21 protein-coding genes are annotated in these 20,452 nt (G+C 67.5%); 7 read left to right on the top strand and 14 right to left on the bottom strand.

All coding sequences use genetic code 11. From position 1 onward, the window contains the following. Window positions 1-16 precede the first annotated feature (16 nt). The 4 genes from ML01_RS07480 to ML01_RS07465 form a co-directional block, all read right to left on the bottom strand. Complete coding sequence (locus ML01_RS07480) at window positions 17-214, bottom strand: dodecin family protein (RefSeq protein ID WP_058554782.1); 198 nt, start codon at window positions 212-214, stop codon at window positions 17-19. Window positions 215-308: 94 nt separating this feature from the next. Then, complete coding sequence (locus ML01_RS07475; protein ID WP_058554781.1) at window positions 309-506, bottom strand: hypothetical protein; 198 nt, start codon at window positions 504-506, stop codon at window positions 309-311. A gap of 57 nt (window positions 507-563) precedes the next feature. Next, window positions 564-2,051, bottom strand: coding sequence for a multiheme c-type cytochrome (locus tag ML01_RS07470; RefSeq protein ID WP_254045167.1), 1,488 nt, complete (start codon window positions 2,049-2,051; stop codon window positions 564-566). Further along, on the bottom strand, window positions 2,048-2,590 hold the full coding sequence (locus tag ML01_RS07465; RefSeq protein ID WP_254045166.1) for a NapC/NirT family cytochrome c: 543 nt from the start codon (window positions 2,588-2,590) through the stop codon (window positions 2,048-2,050). The genes ML01_RS07470 and ML01_RS07465 overlap by 4 nt, the downstream gene beginning before the upstream one ends. Before the next feature lie 290 nt (window positions 2,591-2,880). On the opposite strand from ML01_RS07465, the gene ML01_RS07460 reads away from it, so the two are divergent. Further along, window positions 2,881-3,726, top strand: coding sequence for an FAD-dependent oxidoreductase (locus ML01_RS07460; protein WP_058554780.1), 846 nt, complete (start codon window positions 2,881-2,883; stop codon window positions 3,724-3,726). A 104-nt stretch (window positions 3,727-3,830) separates the two neighbouring features. On the opposite strand, the gene ML01_RS07455 is transcribed toward ML01_RS07460, so the two are convergent. From ML01_RS07455 to ML01_RS07435, 5 genes are all read right to left on the bottom strand, one after another. Beyond that, window positions 3,831-4,364 (bottom strand): acyl-CoA thioesterase, encoded by a 534-nt coding sequence (locus ML01_RS07455; protein WP_058554779.1) that lies wholly within the window; start codon window positions 4,362-4,364, stop codon window positions 3,831-3,833. Window positions 4,365-4,491: 127 nt separating this feature from the next. Further along, the gene (locus ML01_RS07450) at window positions 4,492-6,960 is read right to left on the bottom strand and encodes a bifunctional diguanylate cyclase/phosphodiesterase (RefSeq protein ID WP_058554778.1); all 2,469 of its coding nucleotides are present in this window, start codon (window positions 6,958-6,960) and stop codon (window positions 4,492-4,494) included. Window positions 6,961-6,963: 3 nt separating this feature from the next. Next, a complete protein-coding gene (locus ML01_RS07445) occupies window positions 6,964-8,061 on the bottom strand; it encodes a spermidine/putrescine ABC transporter substrate-binding protein (protein ID WP_162267984.1) in 1,098 nt (365 codons plus the stop codon). A gap of 225 nt (window positions 8,062-8,286) precedes the next feature. Beyond that, window positions 8,287-8,721, bottom strand: a complete 435-nt coding sequence (locus ML01_RS07440) for a host attachment protein (protein WP_058554776.1) — start codon at window positions 8,719-8,721, stop codon at window positions 8,287-8,289. 238 nt (window positions 8,722-8,959) lie between these two features. Further along, a complete protein-coding gene (locus tag ML01_RS07435; protein ID WP_058554775.1) occupies window positions 8,960-9,625 on the bottom strand; it encodes an exopolysaccharide biosynthesis protein in 666 nt (221 codons plus the stop codon). Between the two features lie 391 nt (window positions 9,626-10,016). On the opposite strand from ML01_RS07435, the gene ML01_RS07430 reads away from it, so the two are divergent. After that, entirely contained in the window at window positions 10,017-11,030 is a 1,014-nt protein-coding gene (locus tag ML01_RS07430; RefSeq protein ID WP_058554774.1) for a CHAD domain-containing protein, read from the top strand. A gap of 437 nt (window positions 11,031-11,467) precedes the next feature. On the opposite strand, the gene ML01_RS07425 is transcribed toward ML01_RS07430, so the two are convergent. The 5 genes from ML01_RS07425 to ML01_RS29550 all read right to left on the bottom strand — a co-directional run bounded on the left by ML01_RS07425 (window position 11,468) and on the right by ML01_RS29550 (window position 13,887). Further along, entirely contained in the window at window positions 11,468-11,725 is a 258-nt protein-coding gene (locus ML01_RS07425) for a glutaredoxin domain-containing protein (RefSeq protein ID WP_058554773.1), read from the bottom strand. A gap of 53 nt (window positions 11,726-11,778) precedes the next feature. Then, entirely contained in the window at window positions 11,779-12,351 is a 573-nt protein-coding gene (locus ML01_RS07420) for a hypothetical protein (RefSeq protein WP_058554772.1), read from the bottom strand. 300 nt (window positions 12,352-12,651) lie between these two features. After that, complete coding sequence (locus tag ML01_RS07415; RefSeq protein WP_058554771.1) at window positions 12,652-13,251, bottom strand: hypothetical protein; 600 nt, start codon at window positions 13,249-13,251, stop codon at window positions 12,652-12,654. Then, window positions 13,252-13,608, bottom strand: coding sequence for a PIN domain-containing protein (locus ML01_RS07410; RefSeq protein WP_058554770.1), 357 nt, complete (start codon window positions 13,606-13,608; stop codon window positions 13,252-13,254). 51 nt (window positions 13,609-13,659) lie between these two features. Further along, complete coding sequence (locus ML01_RS29550; RefSeq protein ID WP_216819131.1) at window positions 13,660-13,887, bottom strand: hypothetical protein; 228 nt, start codon at window positions 13,885-13,887, stop codon at window positions 13,660-13,662. An 89-nt stretch (window positions 13,888-13,976) separates the two neighbouring features. On the opposite strand from ML01_RS29550, the gene ML01_RS29545 reads away from it, so the two are divergent. From ML01_RS29545 to ML01_RS07385, 5 genes are all read left to right on the top strand, one after another. Then, window positions 13,977-14,573 carry a CHAD domain-containing protein gene (locus ML01_RS29545; protein ID WP_058554768.1) on the top strand — a complete coding sequence of 199 codons (597 nt, stop codon included), beginning with the start codon at window positions 13,977-13,979 and terminating at the stop codon, window positions 14,571-14,573. Window positions 14,574-15,133: 560 nt separating this feature from the next. Beyond that, window positions 15,134-15,457: an HGGxSTG domain-containing protein gene (locus ML01_RS31280; protein ID WP_082674046.1), complete on the top strand. Its 324-nt coding sequence runs from the start codon at window positions 15,134-15,136 to the stop codon at window positions 15,455-15,457. A 413-nt stretch (window positions 15,458-15,870) separates the two neighbouring features. Further along, window positions 15,871-16,776, top strand: coding sequence for an ImmA/IrrE family metallo-endopeptidase (locus ML01_RS07395; protein WP_162267983.1), 906 nt, complete (start codon window positions 15,871-15,873; stop codon window positions 16,774-16,776). 358 nt (window positions 16,777-17,134) lie between these two features. Further along, complete coding sequence (locus ML01_RS07390) at window positions 17,135-19,174, top strand: class I SAM-dependent DNA methyltransferase (protein WP_058554766.1); 2,040 nt, start codon at window positions 17,135-17,137, stop codon at window positions 19,172-19,174. Between the two features lie 4 nt (window positions 19,175-19,178). Then, a complete protein-coding gene (locus tag ML01_RS07385) occupies window positions 19,179-20,450 on the top strand; it encodes a restriction endonuclease subunit S (RefSeq protein ID WP_058554765.1) in 1,272 nt (423 codons plus the stop codon). Window positions 20,451-20,452: the final 2 nt, after the last annotated feature.

The raw sequence follows: 20,452 nt of genomic DNA, 5'->3' as shown, positions 1-20,452 counted from the left end.
TGGACCAGGCGCGCGCTCAATCCTGCACGCAAGTGAACTTCATATCGACGCGAAAGGTACTGACGCCGCCGTCGTTGACGAGCTGCTGATCCTTGATCCAGACGCCTTCGACCTTGGGTATGTCCCGCTTGGCATCCTCGATGCCGCGGCGGATTGCGGCCTCAAAGCTTTCCGGGGACTCGGCGCTGATCTCAATGACTCTGGCGATGGACATTGATGGACTCCAGTGGGTGATAAACCGGTCGCGACGGAAGGGGTCGCGCCGGCATAGAGAAAGCACACCCCGTGCCAGACGCCCGCCGAGCCCCCTACTCGGGCGGCAGCGCATCCTTGCCGCGCCAGGCGAGCTCCGCCCGCCGCTTGCGGTTGATGGCGCGCACGGTGCCGACCGAGGGCTTCAGCGCCGCTGCGGCGGCCATGGACTCCTCCACGGTCGCCGCCTTGCGGGCCTGGTTCGGGGCGGAGTCGAATTGCGGCTTGTGCGGTTCGAGCAGCGGGTCTGTCATCGTCTTATCTCCGGTGGGGTGGATCAGGCAGCAGCAACGGCGGCGCGCGTCCCCGCGCTACTGCTCGTCGATGACATGGCCCGTGGGCGGCCCGGGCTCGATGCGCCCCGACGCCATGCGCGCCTTGTGGATCTCCTCCAGCCGATAGAAGCTCTGCTGGAGCTGGAAGAAGCCGTGCCAGTGCGCCCAGTCCGGGCCGGCCATCATGGCGCCGTGGCGGGCGCGGCGGCCCTCGTGGTGCCAGAGGTAGTAGAAGGTGGTCTGGAAGTCGTCCTTCCAGGGGTTCTGCTTTAGCAGCCCGGCGGCCTCCAACTCGTCGTGCATCTGCTTCGCGGGCTCCCAGTAGGCCTCGTTGTAGAGGCGCACGGCGGCGTCCGCCTGGAAGAAGAAGCTGTTCGTATGCAGCTCGCCATGGCAGGCGATGCACACGCGTTTCATCTTCTCGCGCCCCGCCGGGCCGTCGCCGAGCAGCGGGCTCATGACGTCCTCGGAGCCGCGCACGTCGGAGCGCTTGGCCCAGAGGTTCCAATACAGCCGCTCGGTGACGTTGTGGGTGGTGCTGAGCTCGCCGATGCCGCTCATGTGGCAGGTGGCGCAGGTGGGGCCGCGGTAGTCTCCGGGCTCCCAGGCGTCCGGGGCGGAATCCCAGCGCCATTCGTCGCGCTCGGCCTCGTAGAGTTGGCCGTGCTTGCTGTTCTCGAACACCTCGATGTCCGGATGGTCCGGGCCCAGATGGCAGGACGCGCAGGCGTGCGGATGGCGCGCCTCCTCGATGGAGAATCGGTGACGCGTGTGGCAGGTGGTGCAGTTGCCGGTACTGCCGTCCGGGTAGATGTTGCCCATGCCGGAGTTGGGCCAGGTGCGCGGCGTCGGCCGGCCGTCGTCGTCCAGCGTGATCTCGGTGCCGTGGCACTGCATGCAGCCCGTCATGTCCGGCGCCGCGCTCAGCACCGGGTGGCCGCGGCCCTCGTGCATGTGCACCAGGGCGTGCAGATCGTCCTTCGGGATTTGCTGACGGTAGGCGCGAAAGTGGCCGCTGCGGTCGAACTGCTCCTGCTCCCGCGGATGGCAGCGCCCGCAGGTGTCCGGCGACACCAGCACGGATATGTAGGTGTCGGTGCCGACCAAGGACTCGTGTTGAGTCGCGTTCGGCGCGTCCGCCGGCACCTGATGGCAGTCGATGCAGGTCACGCCGACGTGGCCGTGGCGGCTGCGCTTCCAGTCGCTGATGATGCCCGGGTTGCTGTGCTTGTGGCATTCAACGCAGGTCCGCCCGAGCGCGGTCACGCCGCGGTCGATGACGATGGAACGGACTTGGCTCAGGTCGCCGAGCGTCTCGGTCGCGGCCCGCTGCCGGGCGGGGTCTGCGGTTGCTGCCGCCTGCTCGGGCGCCGGCGGCGGCGATGGCGCTTGTGCGCCCGGTTCCGCCTGGGCGGTTGCGGCGTCCGGAGACTGCTCTTGGGCCGGGCCCGGCGTGAAGACGGTGCCGCCCAGGAGCAGCAGGGTGAGGACAAGACCGGGGGCGAGGAACGCATAGCGGTTCATGGATCGGCTTCTCCAGTGGCGGACGGCGGCAGCGCCGCGGCGAGACCGCGGTGCCCCACGTGCGGATGGCAGGCCACACACTTGCGCTCGATCTCGCCCAGGAAGTACGGCCGGTGGGCGACGAAGGCGGGCTGATTGCCGCGGACATCCGCGAGCGCGCGGTGGCACTTGAGGCAGCCGGAATCGAAGGTGTACTCGGCCCGCCGTGCGAGCCCGGCGCGCCAGTCGATGGCCTCAAGGTCGTAGGTGAGCTGGGCCCAGACGTCGTGCGCGCCGAAGCGGGCCTTGGTCCAGAGGTAGGCCGCGACGTTGTCATGGCGCAGGTGGCAGTCGGTGCAGAGCGCGGCCGTGCCCTCGGGGTTGCTGCCGCCGTGCACGTCTGCTCGGAAGGTCCGCGCGAAGGGCGCCATGGTGTGGCAGGTGGTGCAGAACGCCGGACCCGAGGTGGCCACCAGCATCGTCTCCATCAGCATCCAGGCCGCCGCGGCGCCGGCGGGCATGGCGACGACCAGGACGATTGCGACGAGCACCGGCTTCACGGGGGACTCCTGCTGTGGCGTCTGTCCCTCTGGGCTGCGTGTTGCGCCGGCCGCCCTGCCGGCACTGCAGCGGGTGTTGCAGAGAATGGGCCAACGAGGAAGGGGCAAGGGATGAGGGCCGAGGGCGAGGGTTCGGGAGCTTGGCCTTCGATTGCCGGTTGATTTGCCCCGTTGTCGGCGCAAAGCGCCGGCTGGTGCGGAGCGAGCTGGGTGAGGCAGGCGGCGGGGCTGGATCGGGGCTGCGTTTGCTGGGTTCTGGGCTCTCACGCCAACCACGCAGGTCAGCCGCCATGCCCACGACCCAGACCCGTCCCGGCATTAGCGATCAAGACATCAGCGATCAAGACAAAGCACGCCTCCAGGCGTCGATCAGCGGCGCCGTGCTGGACCCCACCCATCCGGACTACGCGTCCGCGTGCCAGGTCTGGAACGGCAGCATCGACCGGCACCCGGCGCTCATCGCCCGCTGCAAGACGGCGGACGATGTGGTCGCGGCGGTGAGCTTTGCGCGGGAGCACGATCTGCTGGTGTCCGTGCGCGGCGGCGGTCACGGCGTCGCGGGCTACGCCGTGTGCGACGACGGGCTTGTGATCGACCTGTCCGCGATGCGCGAGGTCGAGGTGAACGCCGACGCCCGCAGGGTACGGGTCGGCCCCGGCGCGCGCTGGGCGGACGTGGACCAGGCCACGCAGCCGCACGGGCTCGCAACCCCGGGCGGCGAGGTCTCGGTCACCGGCGTCGCCGGGCTGACACTGGGCGGCGGCATGGGCTACCTGCGCCGCAAGCACGGGCTGAGCTGCGACAACCTCATCGCCGCCGAGGTGGTCACCGCCGACGGCCGGCAGGTGCGCGCGAGTGCGCAGGAGCACCCGGACTCGCGGCAGCGGGTGCATAGTTCGACTATGCACCCGCTGCCGCTCCTTGAAGGCGGACGAGAATCCTGCGCCATTCGGTACGTTTTTTTCCGGCAATCGCCTTATCTCAACTTCCCGGGCTACGGCGAGGACCAGTCGCGGCTCTGGCCGGCGAGCCATGGCGAGAATTTCGCGCGGCTCCAGGCCGTGAAGGAGCGCTACGACCCCAGCAACCTGTTCCGGATGAACCAGAACATCCCGCCGCGCCAAGCCGCGGCCTGAACCCCATGTCATGCCGTGGCGATCCCGATAGCGATTTCGATGGCGATTTCGAGGGCGATTTCGATAGCGACTTCGATGGCGACTTCGATGCCTTTGATGAACCGTTACTTATTAACGCCCTCCCCGCCCGCCCCGCCGTCCGCTGCCGCCGCGGCGCGCTTGATGTCCTGGATGCGCCGCTCGACCTCGCGGCGCAGCTCCCGGCGCAGGCGGGCCGCCTCGTGCCGGCGACGCTCCAGGGGCGTGTCGATCGCGAGCGGCGGCACAGGCAACGGGCGGCCCTCGTCGTCCATGGCGACCATGGTGAAATAGCAGGTCATCACGTGCCGGCTGGTCTTGTGGATGATGTCCTCGGCCAGCACGCGGATGCCGATTTCCATTGAGGTGGTGCCCGTGTAGTTCACTGACGCGAGCAGGGTCAGGAGCTCGCCGACGTGGATCGGCTGGCGAAAGAACACCTGGTCCACGAACAGCGTCACGACATAGCTGTTGCAGTAGCGCGCGGCGCAGGCGTAGGCGGCCTGATCGAGCAGGCGCAGCGTGGTGCCGCCGTGTACATGGCCGGCAAAGTTGGCCATGTCCGGCGTCATGAGCTGGGTCATGGTCAGGGTCTTGTGCTGTTGCTGCGGCTGGTTCATAGGCGTTGGCTCGGCGTCGGCGTTACGGGGTCAGCGACTAGCGAGGCAGAGCCTCCTTCGAAGGGCCAAGGGCCAAGGACCGAGGAGGACTCCCTTGGCCCTTGGCCCTTGGCCCTCGGCCCTGCCCTCAGGCCTCGGCGCACGCCGACTGCGCTGCGTCGCCCGTGCCGACGGCGGGCAGCCGCTGCCCGACCAGGCGCCCGGCGGCTTCGGGGGGCTGCGGCCGAGCATAGTAGAACCCCTGGCCAAGCCGGCAGCCAAGCTCCGCGAGGGCCGCGGCCTGCGCGGCGGTCTCGATGCCCTCGGCAATTACCTTGGTCTCCAGCGCGTGGGCCAGCGCGATGATGGCGGTCACCAGAATGCGGTCGTCGCCCGCGTCGGTGACGCCGCGGATGAAGCTCGCGTCGATCTTGACGCAGTCGAACTGGAACCGGCGCAGATACGACAGCGATGAATAGCCGGTGCCGAAGTCGTCGATGTGCACCGCGACACCGAGCCGGCGCAGCGCCATGAAGCGCGCCTCGCTGCGCGGGTCGAGCGCCATCAGCGCGGACTCCGTGACCTCCACCACCAAGTCCGCGGGGGTGAGCCCGTAGTCGGCGAGATGATAGGCGATCACCGGCGCCAGATCCTCGCGGTTCAACTGCACGGCCGAGACGTTCACGGCCACCGGCGGCGTCGCAATACCGGCGGCGCGCCAGGCCGCAATCTGCCGGCAGACCTCGCCGAGCGCCCAGCGGCCAATCGCGAGGATCATGCCGGTGTCTTCGGCGATGGGGATGAATTCCGTCGGCGACACGACGCCGAGCTCATCATCCTGCCAGCGCAGCAAGGCCTCGAAGCCCTCCGGCCGACCGCTCGCGACATCGACGATGGGCTGATAGTAGACGCGCAACTCGTTGCCTTCCAGCGCGCAGCGCAGCGCGTTCTCAAGCCGCATGCGCGCGGCGACGCGGGCGTTGAGCTCGCCCGAATAGAAGCGCATCGCGTTGCGGCCGTCGGCCTTGGCCGCGTACATCGCGAGGTCGGCGGCGCGGATCAGGCCTTCGGCGTCCGCCGCATCGCGCGGATACAGTGCGATGCCGATGCTTGCGGTGACCACCTGGCGCAGCTCGCCGAGCTCCACGGGCGCCGTCACCGCCGCCAGCACCCGCCCCGCGATGTCCCCCGCCACGTTCGGGTCCACGGTGCCCGCGAGCACCATCAGCAGCTCGTCGCCGCCCAGGCGCGCGAGGTGGCTGCGCCGGGGCCGGCCGATGCCGGCGGCGACCTCGCCCAGGCGCTGCGCCATCACGCGCAACAGCTCATCGCCGGCGGCATGCCCCAGCGCATCGTTGATGCGCTTGAAGTTGTCGATGTCCACGAACAGCACCGCGACATGGGCGCCGTCGTGCTGGGCCTTGCCGACCTCGTCGGCGAGCAGCTCGCGGATCAGGCGCCGGTTCGGCAGGTCCGTCAGGTGGTCGTGAAAGGCCTGGTGCTCCACCTGACTATGGGCCAGCGCCAGGCGCTCCCCCATGTCGCGCACCGCGCCGGCGAGGTCCCCCAGCTCATCGCGGGCGCTGACCGGGATGGCCGGGCGCAGGTCGCCGGCACCGATGCGCTCGGCGGCGTCGTGCAGCGCCCGCACCGGCGTCAGCACGAGCTTCCGCAGCAGTGCCCAAAGCACCGCCCAGAGCAGCCCGATCGCCCCCAGCGTGAGCCCGAGCATCTGCAGCTTGAGCGCCAGGAGCGGCTCCTTGAGCTCGGTGCGCGGCAGCGCCGCGATGACGAAGAGGCCGGGCTCCGCGAATTGGCTGCCGGCGAGCCAACACGGCGTCTGCACGAGCCGCGGGGCGGCGCCGGCCGCTGCCTCCGGCACCGCCAGCAGCAGCGCCAGGCCATCATTGAGGTGCTCCGGCCGCGTGCCGGCGCGCGTGTCGAACAGCACCCGGCCATCCGGCAGAACCAGTTGCACGAAACCCGCGAAGTCGAACGGCAGCTTGCGCAGGCCCTCGTAGACGGGCTCCAGCGACACGGTCATGCCGAGGTAGCCGCGGGTGCGGATATCGCCGCTCGCGGCGCTGCCGTAGGCGTCCGGCAGGCTGATCCGGTGCAGCAGCTCGAAGGCCGGCTCCGGGGCATCGGCAGCGAGCCACATGCTCGGCGCCGCGCCGCCCGGCGCATGCTCGGCAGCGCGCGCATCCAGGCTGCCGACCTCCGTGCCCGCCTCTCGGCCGCGGGCCACGGCACGTGCGTCTACGGTGGCGTCCGGGAGCAGAAAGCGCAGCTCCAGGTACTCGGGATAGGCCTCGCGAAAGCCATGCAGCAGGCGCAGGAGCCCGGGCTGGAAGAGGTAGTGCCGGTCCGGGTCGTCGCTAGCGCGGGCGTACTGCTCGACCCCGGGTGCCTTGGCGAACACGGCAAGGTCGGTCTGCGCGCGCGACGTGAGCTTGGCGACGGCGTCCTCGGCGATATGGAGCGCACCGCGCAGGTCCTCGGCGGCGTTCTGCTCGATGTCGGCCTTGAGCGAGCCGTAGCTGAGCCAGCCCAGCGCGAGCAGGGGCCCGGCCACCAACGGCGCCAGCGCCAGCGCCAGCTTGGCCTGCAGTCGCACGCGTCAACCCCCGTCCACGACTTGGGAGACGATCTGCGCCCGTGTGCGCTGGGCCTCCGGCGTGAGCCGCCGGTACGGCTCGCAGCGGGCAAGCGTGTCCGCGTCCGGGTACACCAGCGGGTCGGCCCGAAAGGCGGCCGGCAGCAGCGCCTCGGCGGCGCGGTTGGGCGTCGCGTAATAGATGCCCTGCGCGTTGCGCGCGGCCACCTCGGGCCGATTCAGATAGTCGATGAACGCGGTGGCCAGGGCCTTCTGCTCACTGGCGGCGGCCACGGCCAGAAAATCCACCCAGAGCGCGCCGCCTTCGCGCGGCACCACGTAGACGACCGAGGTGTTGTGCTCCATCAGCGCGGCGGCATCGCCGTTGAAGGTCATGCCGGCGACGACGTCCGGCCCGAGCAGCTCGGAGCCCTCGTCCACCGCGAGCGCCCCGTAGCGATGCACGGCCGGTGCCTGCTCCAGCAGCAGGTCGCGCGCGGCGGCGAGCGCCTGCGGGTCGGTGCTGTTCATCGAATGCCCGAGCGCCTTCAGCACCATGCCGACCAGATCCAGCGAGTCCGAGCTCATGAGGATGCGCCCAGCGAGGTCCGGCTCTGGGCGCAGCAGGTCCATCCAGGAGTCAAGCTCCCGCCCGAGTAGATCGCGACGATAGGCGATGCCGAGCGTACCCCAGACATAGGGCACGGCGGCGGCGCGCCCGGCCGCCCCTGCAGGCAGCCAGCGCGGGGCGATGTGCGCGAGATTCGGCGCGGCGGCGGCGTCGATGGGCGCGATCCAGCCCCGCCGCCGATAGGCCTCGACGCCGGTGCCGTCCACCAGCAACAGGTCGAAGCCTGCGCCGCCGGTCTCGGCCATGACCCGGTCGCGAACCTCGTCGTTCTCGAAGTGGACCTCGCGGACCCGCACGCCGTACTCGCGCTCAAAGTCCGCGACAACGCCGGGATCGATGAAATCGGCCCAGGTAAAGAAGACGAGCTCCTGCACGGGCGTTGCGGGCTCCGGTGCCGCGCCGGTGTCCTCGGCGCAAAGCGGCAGGGCCAGCGTGATCAGCGCGGCCCAGAGCAGGCCCAGGCGCAGCGGAAAGCGGTTTGTCGGCAGCACGGTGCGGCTCCGCGGGACGGACGGGAAGGTGCGCATGATCGCAGACGTGGCGTATCCGCGTCTCGCCTGCTGCCGGATCTCGCATCGATCGCCGCAGCGGCGACCCAAGCCGAAGCCCGCGAAATCCTCCACAGCGGCCCTCGCCCGCTGCGTCACGCCCTCATGCACCGGCCCGACGCCGGCGCGGCTGGCGTCTGCCGAACCTCCGCCGACGCCCCGGGGGCATCACAGCATCTCCCACAGCTCCGTGGCGATGCGATCCGTACCGGCGTGGGTCAGGTCCTTATTCAGCTCGCCGGCCACCGCCCCGCTGAGCGGCTTGCCGATCTCCCGGCGCAGCAGGCCCAGGAACGCCGGCGGCGCGATGACGCAGAGCTGGTCGAACTTGTGCTGCTTGTAGCTCGACTCGAGCTGGTCCGCGATCTCGTGCGCGAACCGCGCGGCCTCTTCCGCGCGCGGGTCCAGCGACGGCTCCATCGCGTGCCGGCCCGCACCGGCGGAGTCGAAGCTGCGGCCGGGCGCGTCCGCCTCCAGCTCGTGCCCCTTAAGCTGGCCCTCGGCCCAGATCAGGTCCTCGATCTCTTTCAGCGGCGCGCCGCGGCCTTCCAGTGCATAGAGCCGCGCGCGGGCGGCATTGGCGACAACGGCCCAGGTCGTCATGGCGATACCTCCAGTGCTTGGTTGGCTTCCGGGCGGGCGTGAGCGTTGCCGTCTGCCGCCCGCTCCGCTCCTACCTTCACTGTAGACGCCGATGCGTGCTGACAAGGTGCGCTGGCGCGGCCCGTAGGACCGGCCGGCAGGGGCGGCGGGCTTTGGGAGCGCCGCGGTGTTCGGGCCTCCCGGCGCGGGCATCGAGCCCGCGCCGGAGGCAGCCGACTGAAGTCGGCGTACCCGGGGCTCAGCCGACGCCGATGAGCGCCTTGATGGCGTCCTTGAACAGGTCGATGAAGGCGGGGCCGAAGATGCTGATGCCGACGACCAAGAGCACGATCCAACCGAGCCCGATGGCGATGCCGGCCAGCACCAGCAGCCCGTCGCGGGTAATGAGGCCGATGGAGGCGAGCGCGACGCCGATGCCAGGTACCGAGTTCGTCGCCGGAAACGGGATCAGGATGCTCGCGATGAACACCACGAAGATGGCGCCCACCAGCCGTTCCGCCGTGGGCCCGGACAGGAGCAGGAGCCGCGGCCGGGCGAGGCGCTCGATCCAGCCGAACCATTTGCGCGCGCCGCGGGCCATCTGCTCCAGCCCGGCCTTGCCGAGCTTGCGCTGGCGGAAGCGCTGCGGCATCCAGGGCTCGGAACGGCCCATGGCCATCTGCACCGCAATGGCCATCATGGGCAGCGAGACGATCTGCGGAATGCCGTAGAGCAGCGGGATGGTGACGGGCAACGCCAGCGCGAACAGCATCAGGCCGAAGGCGCGCTCGCCCAGCGCATGCGTGAAGTCGTGCAGGGTCATGCCCTCCGCCGGCGCGCCCGCGGCGATGATTTCCAGGGCGGCGACCAGGCCGCGGCGCGGTGCGGCCTCGTCGGATGCAGCGACGACGGGGCGATCGTTCATGGGAGAGATCCTATGCAAAAGTCAGGAGGCGGGAGCGCCGGCGCGGATGTTACAGCGACCGCCCGCGTCGCGCTCCTTTCCCGCGTCACCCCGGGCGAGGCAGAGTCTCAGAGCAACCAGGGCACGGAGCGTCTTTTTGCGCAGCGCGCTCGTTGCCGCAGGTTAGCCAAGGGCCAAGGGCCAAGGGCCGAGGGCCGAGGAGGTCGGCCTTGGCCCTTGGCCCTTTGCCCTCGGCCCTCGGCCCTCGGCCCTCGGCCCTTCCGCCATGCCGTCAACAGGCATCGCCCACGCCGGGGTCAGGGCGCCGCAGCCTTGCCCGCTGCCCGTCCAAGGGCGGGCTGGCACGGACGCTGCTTCAACTGTCGGGAGCACACCGACGCGGGACCCCGTTATGCGTTTCGAGCTGGCACCGACCGAGCATCCACAAGCAGGCCTGCAGCGCCTCGGCAGGGCGCTCATCGACGACGCCATCGGCCAAATCGAGAACCCCGACGTGCCGCCGGCGACAGCGCTGCACGAGGCGCGTAAGGACATGAAGAAACTGCGCGGCCTGCTGCGGCTCCTGCGCCGCGCCGCACCGGACCTGTATCAGGCCGAGAACCGCGCCTTCCGGGACGCCGCCGCACACCTCGCCGTCATGCGCGACGCGGACGCGGCCCTGGCAACCTTCGACCTCGTGCTGCGACGGGCGCAGCCGCAGTCGAAACAGGGTGCCGACTTCGCCGCCGAGGCGCACGTCGCCTGCGCACCGCCCCCGCGCGAACCTGTGCTGTTTGAGGAGGTGGAGCCCTCGGCGATCACCGGCCTGCGCGAAACCCTGTCCGGCTACCGCGAAGAGGCCCATGCCGGCATCGGCGACCTACCGGAACGGCTCGCGACGTTCCGCGGCTGGATGCTGGAGGCACGCGAGCGCATCCCGGATTGGCGACTCGCGGCAAAGCAGGATACGGCGCATGCCTTCGCGCTGCTCGGACCCGGCCTCAAGAAGACCTACCGGCGCGGGCGCAAGGCCATGCAACGCGCCTACGCGCAACCGCACGCCGACGCCTTTCACGACTGGCGCAAGCGCACCAAGTACCTCGGCTACCAGCTACGCCTGTTGCAGCCGGGCTGGCCCAAGCTCATCAAGGCGCAGCGCCGCGCGGTCAAGGCGCTCCAGGGCCTGCTCGGGGAGGACCACGACCTCGCCGTGCTCACCGACTTGCTGGCCGAACTGCGCCCGCAGGGGCCGACCGCGGACGAGCCGCTCGCCGGGGAGCTCGCGCTGAACCGCGAGATGCGCCGCCAGAGTGAGCTGCTGCGCCGGCGGGCGCGGCACCTGGGGGAAATCGTTTACGCGGAGCAGCCGAAGGCCCTCGGCAAGCGCCTAGGCGTGTACTGGACCGAGGCGCAGCGCGCGGCCTGAGCGCCGCACGCGCCTGCCGGCACCGGTCGGCGATGATGTCCGGCCGCGTAGCGCAAGCGCCAAGTCCGCCGCTGTTCCGGCGACGCCAAGCCGGCCGCAGGGCCATTTCCCGGCCCGTTGGGGGATCTGAGCCGCCGGGTGCAGTGGTCGCGCCGGCCTCGGCCAGGGTACCGTGGGCGCCGCGCTCGATCGTCGTGGTGCAGCCGAAGGGCCCGTGGATGGCGATCAGTTGTCCGTCGGCGTCGTAGCTGCTTTCTCGCGGACCGCATCGAAGTCACCACCACGCTGCCGAAGCCTGGAGACCCACGTTGCCGGGGGGCACGTCGGGTCGGCGGCGGAGCAAAACGCCCGCATTTCGGCATGATCGCCCCGAACGGTTGGCGAACCTGGCACGCCTCGTATTTCTGCGGCCTCGTGCCACGGGCGCAGCTCGTGTCTTACACACCCAGTAGCTTCTGCAACCGGCCGTCAGCCTCCAGCATCATCAACTCTTCTTCTCCCCCGATATGTTCATCGTTAATGAATATCTGGGGGTAGTACTTGAGCCCACAGCGCCGGAGCATCTCGTCTTTCTCAAGCGGCATCAAATCGATCAGATAGTCAACATACTCGATGCCATATCGGTCCAACAACGCCCGGACATCAACGCATTTCCTGCAATTGGTTGTGCCGTAGAGCTCGACTTTTGCCGTCATTCTGATCTCGAATTAAAGAAGTGATCGTGTCGCGAAAGGACATGTCGATTCCGCTACTTCTCGTTGTCTGACCGGTCACTCTCCGCACCGGCACCTGACAACAGAAAGTTGATGTAGGGCGCATAGAGCAGCACCTGGCCTTGCGCAAAACCAAGCTCATTGAACGCTTCAGCGACACGTTTCAGGCATTGCGAGCTCTCCGGCTTCTGCTTGAGCTCCTCCAACGCAGCAAGCAAGCTCTCAATCTCCTGCGGGTCCACGTATCTCCGCAGCATATCAATCGATTCAGTGATTCCGTCGACGTTTACATCGACGCCTTTATCCAGGACGCGAAGTCGGCCGAAATCCTCCTCGATAATCCGTCGCTGCATCGTGCTCACGAACTGAGCGAAGGTCTCCCGATCCGGCTTATCGAGAAACAACTCAACCAGTGGCTCTCTGTTCACCTGGCTGACGAACGAAAGCGTCGACCCCGAAAACACAGGCTCAGGGTCCAAGACGTTCAAGACTACGCTCAAAGATTCCGTTCTGAGCGGCAACTTGATGATGTACCGAACCTCGTCATCGACAAGCTCAAATTCCCGGGAACCTTTGATCGGATGCTTTTGCGCGAGCCTTGTAATCATGGTGTACAGTAATGTCCGGTTTACTAGCTCTGTACGGAGCTAGGTTGAGGGGAAGGGCCAAATGGATCTTGACTTTGGTCAAGGTTGGTTCTTGCCTGCCGAAATTCACCAGCAGACCCCTTGCTTTGCTCACCATACCTGAGCTTGGCCCGAAATTGCGCATATGTCAGCGGCCTCGCCGGTGCCGGTTCCGCGTTAGGAGCGGCCTCCCGGAAGCCCCACCGTCAGAGGCAGCCATCAGCGTAGGCAGGTCGCTGGGGCAGCGCCGGTGCCGTTCCAGCGCCGAGGGCGGCGGCACGCTCAGGGGCAGCTCGCTGCTGCCATCGATCTCAAGCGGACGCGCAACGCCCGCCGCGTATTGCACCAAGCGTTGGCACCGCATCCGGCAGCGTCAGCACCGCGAGGCTCGGGTTCTTGTTCTCCCAGGTGCGCTCGAAACGCGCCTCGGCGGCATCCGCGCGCTCGCGGTTTTCGTCGCCGGTCCAGTCGCGATGGACGTCGATGTTCTCGGCGTTGACTCATCCAGGCCAGCAGCGCGACGCCGCGCCGCTCGGCCTCCGGCCATTGCTCCGAGGCGACCAATTCGGCGGTCAAACGCGCCGCGAGTCGTGCCTCGTCGCCCGCGAGGACCGCCGCCACGTCGTCCGGGTGCAGATCGGCGCCCACCACCATGCGCGCCTTGCCGCCGTTGCCGACGAAGGCGGAGAACCCCTGCGAGGCCGCCGCCAGCGAGGACGAGCGGAAGTAGCCCGCCACGCGGTCGTAGCGCACCGCGCGGCGCAGCGCCGGGAGGTAGAAGTCGTGCAGGATGTCCACCGGCTTGCCGCCGACAGCATCGCTGGAGGTGCTGTAGGCCAGCCGCCAGGGGGGGGGCGCGCAGGCGGGGGCATCGCCGGGCATCTAGGCGCGGCCGAGATCGATCCAGCGCGGCTCCATGCAGCGCAGGCGCCGAAAGTGCGGGTCCGTGGTCAGGAACCGTTCGCAGCCATGGGCGCGTGCAATGGACACGTGCACCGCGTCCATTGCCTTGAGGCCCTCGTCCACGGCGACCGCGCGCGCGTCGCTGAACACGGTGCGGGTGACCGGCAGCGCGTCGCGGGCGGCGAGCAGGCCCTCATAGGCTCGGACGATCTCGGCGCGACCTGTCCGCTGCGGCTGCACCAAGACTTCCAACCGAACGGCATCGGACGTCCAAAGGCGCCATCCATCGGCGGCCAGCTCCGCAATCGCGCTGCGGATGGGCCCTCGATAGGCCATCAGCCCCCTCCAACAGGGTGATCCAGATGCAGCTATCGGCGTACGCCCGCTTCATCCCGTCTCGCGAAAGTCGCGCAGCGCTTTCAGGATCTTTGCGTGTGTCCGCTTCGGCTCGGTCAAGGCGTCCAGCTCATCAATCCGTCGCGACAGGATGTCCCACTGCGTGGGAAGCGCCTCCTCAACGGCCTGAACGTCAACACGCACCCGCTTGCCTCGCAATTCCGCCGGCAACTCGGCCTGAAGCACTCCGCGGGCGTCAACCAGGGCTTCGATCTGCATCCACGTCACCTCGCCAGTCGCTTGAATCTCGTGGGAATCTCTTGCGGAGATCAGAGCATAGTCCACCGGTTATCTCGGCGCCTGCGGCCATGGCTCGCCGCTACCCCGACCGCAGCCCGAACAGCAGCCCCTCGGCCTCGGCGCGGGCCTGGTCGCTGTCCATCTGCCGCGCCCAGACCGCGAGCAGGTCGGCGATGCGCTCGGTGCGGTCGGCGGCGTGGGTCGCGCTCCTCCGGCAGCGCGAGGCGCAGCCTCGATCCCTTGCGCAACAGCGGCGCGGCGAAGCCCTGCGCCTCGGCGCCGGCGCCGCGGGCGCGCCCGCCGGCGCCTTCCACGACTGGCGCAAGCGCACCAAGTACCTCGGCTACCAGCTACGCCTGTTGCAGCCGGGCTGGCCCAAGCTCATCAAGGCGCAGCGCCGCGCGGTCAAGGCGCTCCAGGGCCTGCTCGGGGAGGACCACGACCTCGCCGTGCTCACCGACTTGCTGGCCGAACTGCGCCCGCAGGGGCCGACCGCGGACGAGCCGCTCGCCGGGGAGCTCGCGCTGAACCGCGAGATGCGCCGCCAGAGTGAGCTGCTGCGCCGGCGGGCGCGGCACCTGGGGGAAATCGTTTACGCGGAGCACCCGAAGGCCCTCGGCAAGCGCCTAGGCGTGTACTGGACCGAGGCGCAGCGCGCGGCCTGAGCGCCGCACGCCCCGGCCCGGACTGCTCGGCGATGTCCGACCGCGCCGGGCAAGCACCAAGTCCGCCGCCATGCCGCCGACGCCAAGCCGGCCGCAAGGGCCATTTCCCGACCCGCTGGGGGATCTCAACCGCCAGGTGCACCAGTTGCAGCCGTCACGCCAGCCTCGGCGATGGCCGGCCGGTCGTGCCGACATTGCCGCGGGCGTGGCCGGCGAGACCCGGAGCGCGTGAAGGGGTCCAGCACCGCGTCCTCGACGAACTAAACACGCCCAATCATTCGGGCCGAACTCTAGCCGATTAAGGAGAGAAGGCAACCCGCGCCTGACACATGAAGCCGTCGAGCGGCTCGACAAGCTCGTCCAGCGCAACGGCTGGACAGGCCAGGCTGAGGCCGTCGAGCGGCTACTGACTGCCGATGCAGGACCGGCGCCTGAATGGATCGCTCACGAGGCAATTCGGCAGGCGCGAGCATTTTTCCAAGCGACTGGCCGCTCGTCGCTGTCGTTGCGTGTCGAGCACGCGGTCTACACGATAACGCGGCGCCTTGAGTGGTGACGACATGGCGGGACGACGACACACCCGCGCGCGCTGCGGCGCTCGCACGCGCAAAGGCACGCCATGCCAGGCTATGGCGCTGGCGAACGGCCGCTGCCGGTTTCATGGCGGCCTGAGTTGCGGCCCGACGACGGAAGCCGGCAAGCAACGGTCGCGACGAAACCTTGAGAAAGCACGCGCAGCACTAGCCCGGCCCGAACACGCCTCAACGCGCGCAGCGGCGGCAAAAAAAGGCTGGGCCACGCGCCGCCGCATTCAGCGCCGACTTCAGCTTGCGCGTCTCGCCGCTGAAGGCGACCCGATGGCACTGTTGCTGCTGGGTATGTAGACGCTTGTCAACGGCAGATCAGGCGCCCCTGCGCATCAAGCCGGAAAACGCTCGTCGGCACCAACCCCAACCCGCGCCCGCGCGTACCTGTAGGTTTCCCTAGCAAGTCTGTAGGTTGCCTCCCCGGTGTCAGGGCTTTGGCTGCGCCTCGGCTTGGCTGGCCGCGACCGGGCATCGTCAACTCCGAGCGGGGCACGGCCCCGACGCATCGCCCAAAGACTATGTGTTTTGGGTTTTTCAATCGCATCACTCGCTGAATTAGCGTCTGGCTCCGCCACCGATCAGGGCTAGGAGGGCACCAGGCGCAGAAACTGCACCCCTCGGGTCCTGGCTGTCGTGTATCTTGTTGCCCGCAAATCGCAAATCGCAAATCGCAAATGCCCCTTTCTGTGTTCGGCCCGCGGAGCATGGAGATGAACGATCCAGCCACGCCCACAACGCCGCAGACGGCGCCCGCCGCAGAGGAGCTGGAGCGGTCCCTGCTGGCCGACCTGCTGGAAAGCTCCAAGCTCTACCACAGCACCGAGGACTACCTGGCGCTGATGGCCTTCGTGTCGAAGCTGCGCAACTTCGCCCCGTTCAACGCCCTGTTGCTGCAGATCCAGAAGCCCGGACTAGCCTACGCCGCATCGGAATACGATTGGCGCACCCGCTTCAACCGCACCATCAAGCCGCACGCCCGACCGCTGCTGATCCTCTGGCCCTTCGGCCCCGTGGCCCTGGTCTACGACGTGCAGGACACCGAAGGCGACCCCCTGCCTGAGGATGTGACCCAGACCTTCCACGCCACCGGCCCCATGGACGAGGATGCACTGGACGCCGCCATCAAGGCCGTACGAAAGTACGAGGTCTACGTCACGGCGGTGGACCTGGGGGACCAGTGGGCCGGCGAGATCAAGATCGAGCGCCGGTCCACCGACAAGAAAGAACGCCCCGACTACCGGGTAGCGATCAACCAGAACCACGAGGTCAACGTCCGCTTCGTCACCCTGGTGCACGAGCTGGGCCACCTGTTTCTCGGCCATCTCGGGCCGGACAAGTACCTGCGTATCGAGCAGCGGCCCCGGCCGAAACCGAACATCGAGGAGCTTGAGGCCGAGTCCTTGGCCTACCTGGTCTGCAAGCGCCGGGGCATCGCGTCGAAGTCCGAGAGCTACCTGGCCGAGTTCGCAAAGCCCGATACGACGATCGACAGCCTGGACCTCTACCAGCTCACCAAGGCCGCGGGCCAAGTCGAGGCCGCGCTCGACATTGCCGCGCATACCCTGTTCGAGCCACGCAAGAAAGACGCATTGCCGCCGTCGGGGCTCAAGGGCTGAGCGACCGATTGCCAGACATCCGAACCCGCAACCCGACACTCATGGCATCCAGCAAAGAAAAGTTCCTGCACCTGCTTCGCAACGACCTGCTGAAGGTCGACCTGGCCGACCTGGACTTCAGTTTCTCCCCCATCCTTGAATGCCGCTGCGCCACCCGAATCCGATGCCTATCAGTTCCTTAGCAACTGTGGGGATGTCGAAGTACCGTGAACGTCTGATGCCCTGCGCCGGGAGCGTTGCCGGACGCGAATCGTATTTGCCGGGCCAACGGTTTGGGCGCGCCCAGCCGGACCGTACCGCCTGATGGTGCCAGAAGCACGGCACCTGTGAACACTAACCGCAACTCCCCGTTAAGCACGTGAAGCTCACCCAACAACAACTGGAGGCCCACCTGTGGGGTGCGGCCAACATCCTGCGCGGCAAGACGGCCGGGCAGGACTACAAGAACTACATCCTGTCCCTGATGTTCTACAAACGCCTCTGCGATCAGTGGGAGCACGAGGCGGACGACGCCATCGTCGAGTTGGAACGACAGCAGGGGCGGACCTTCACCGACGCGCAGAAGGCCGTCTTCCGCGCCCGTGGCGAGCATCGGTTCCGGATTCCGGAAGGCAACCGCTGGGGCGACATCCTGGCATCGTCCATCGACCTGGGCCGGAAGCTCACCGCAGCGATGCGGGCGGTCTCCAGCGCCAACGAGGAGCTGCGCGGGGTCTTCACCGTGGACTGGAACGCCCCGGCGCCGGATGGCAGCGGCAAGCCATTGATCGCCAACGAGGTGGTGCACGCGCTGGTGCAGCACTTCAACACCTACGACCTCTCCAACGCCAGCGTGTCGCCGGACGTGCTGGGCCGTGCCTACGAGTATCTGATCAAGAAGTTTGCCGACGACGCCGGGGCCAAGGCCGGCGAGTTCTTCACCCCGCCGGAGGTGGTGGACACCCTGGTGCGCATCCTGGAGCCCCAGCCCGGCGACACCGTCTATGACCCCACCTGCGGCAGCGGCGGCATGCTGGTGCACTGTGCCGACTACCTGCGCGAGGGCGGCCACAACGCCAACGACGCCCGCTTCTTCGGCCAGGAGATGAACTGGGGCAACGCCGCCATCGGCAAGATCAACTCGGTGCTGCACCGGCTGGAGGCCGAGATCGCCGCCGGCGCCAGCACCATCACCGACCCGTTCTTTCGCGACGACCAGGGCAAGGTCCGCCGCTTCTCCCTGGTGCTGGCCAATTTCCCGTTCTCCGACGACTTCTGGTGGCTCAAGCCCGAGCAGCAGACGGACGACAAGAAGAAGAAGACCAAGCTCAAGCAGCAGGTCTTCGGCAAGGAGGGCTACAAGGACCCGTTCGGTCGCTTCGGTCGCGGCACGCCGTTCCGCGCCCCGCCGGCCAGCACCGGCGACTATGCCTTCATTCTGCACATCCTGGCGTCGCTTACGGCCAATGGCCGCGCCGGCGTGGTCTGCCCCCAAGGCGTGCTGTTTCGCGGCCAGCCGGCCATCGAGGAAGAGACCGGCGAATTCGATGCCGACGGCAACCCCAAGATCAAGCGCCGCAAGGCCGACGACGAGCACCTGATCCGCAAGGCGCTGATCGACGCCCGGCTGGTCGATGCGGTGATCTCGCTGCCGCTCAATGTGTTCTACGGCGCCGGCGTGCCGGCCTGTCTGCTGATCCTGCGCAAGCAGCGCCCGCCCGAGCGCCACGAGCAGGTGCTGCTGGTCTATGCCGCCCGCCACTATCGCGAGCTGTCCAACCAGAACGAGCTACGCCCCCAGGACGTCATGCGCATGCTGGTGCACGTCCACGCCTACGGCGACGCGGCCAGGGTGCCCGCGTTGGTGGCGCAGCACAGCCGGCGCATCCACGACCAAATCGACGCCCGTGAGCACGATGAGGTGCAGCGGCTGATGGCCGAGTACGCGGGCCATGTGGAGCGGCTGGCAATGCTCAAGCCACGCATCGCGGAGCAGGAGACCAAGCTCGCCGCCCTCTCGACCAAAGCCGAGCGGGCCAAGATCGAGAAGGCCCTGTCCCAGCTACGCGGCCAGCGCGACCGCGCCACGGCCAAGCTGGCGGAGCGCGACGAGAAGATTGCCGAATCCCGCCGCCGCGCCGAAGACGACCGGCACGCCGTGACCGAAGTCGGCGCGGAGCTTGAGGCGCTCTATCAGGATCCGGACGAGTTGCTGAAGCACGCGCGGGTCGTCGGCGTCGATGAGATCGAGGAGAACGAGTTCAATCTGAACATTCCGCGTTATGTAGATACGTTTGAGCCGGAGCCGCGGGTGTCGGTGGACGAAGCTCTGAGAGAGCTCAAGTCGGCAAGACAATCTCTGGTCGCCGCTGAACATGATCTGTCTTCTCTGCTAAAGACCATCGGATACACCTGCTAGCGCCATGCTTACCCTGAAAGAGTCAACGATGCTCGGCGATGTGCCCGACGATTGGGACATCAAGCCACTTAAGGCAGTGTTGTCTGACCAGATGCCAGGAGACTGGGGGGATGAGAGCGGCCCAAATATGTTCTCCGTTTTGCGCTCGACGAATCTGACGAACGAGCGCCGACTGGACTTTTCGGATGTCGCATCGCGGGCGCTTGACCGGGAAAAGGTCGAGCGCTTGACCCCAAAGAAGGGGGACATCCTGCTGGAGCGCTCCGGAGGCGGACCCGATCAGCCAGTCGGGAGAGTCGGTGTTGTGCCTGAGGACCTCCCAGGCTTCGCGTTCTCGAACTTTCTTCATCTGCTGCGGCCTGACGCCGATCAAATCGATGCCAGCTTCCTGAGTTGGGTCCTGTTCCGAATCAATCGGACGAGGCGAGTCCTCCGCTTGGAACAGCAAACGACACAGATGCGGAACCTCAACTTCCGCGACTATCTCACGATGCCCCTTCCAGTGCCGTCGGCCGATGAGCAAGCCGCCATCGCCCGCGTTCTCGATGCGGTGGATACTGCGATAGCGAAAGCTCGCGCGTTTGCCAACGAATCTCAAAGATTCGAGCGAGCCGTTATCGCGTCGGAGTTTCAGCGTCTTCCCGGCATGGATCAACGCTTGAGAGACTTCATCACCGATGTCCGATACGGAACATCTGTCGCGGCCAGCGGTCGTGGTTGGGGAAACCCTGTTTTGCGGATTCCCAACGTTGTTGGGAATCGGTTGACCTTGAATGATTTGGCTTACGTAGAGCTACCGGAGATAGAAGTCGACCGGTTGCAACTGCGAGATGGTGATCTTCTGCTCGTTCGAACGAATGGAAATCCGAGCTACGTGGGACGGTCCGTTGTCTTCAACGCGCCCGACGACCGAACGTGGGTTTACGCCTCCTACTTGATTCGCGTCCGACTGAGCGCGGAGCTTCTGCCAGATTACGTCAACATTTTTTTAGGCACAGAACAAGGGCGTCGTGAGCTTTTGCGACGCGTGACAACCTCTGCCGGGAACAACAACATCAACGCCAACAACATCAAGTTGGTTTCCATTCCTGTTCCGCGTACCCAGAAAGAGCAAGAGCGCATTGTCGAGCTTGCCCGCGCATGCCGAGAAAGAACTGACGCACTAGAACGCAAACTTGTTGCGCTCCATAAATTGAAGAAATCACTGATGCAGGACCTCCTCTCCGGCACCAAACGCATCGACCCCGCCCTGTTCCCCCAACTGCTGAAGGAGTAGCC

Source organism: Thiohalocapsa sp. ML1, from assembly GCF_001469165.1.
In the GTDB taxonomy this organism is placed as follows: domain Bacteria; phylum Pseudomonadota; class Gammaproteobacteria; order Chromatiales; family Chromatiaceae; genus Thiohalocapsa.
The sequence above is the reverse complement of the archived record's forward strand: the minus strand, read 5'-3'. Positions and strand labels throughout refer to the sequence as shown.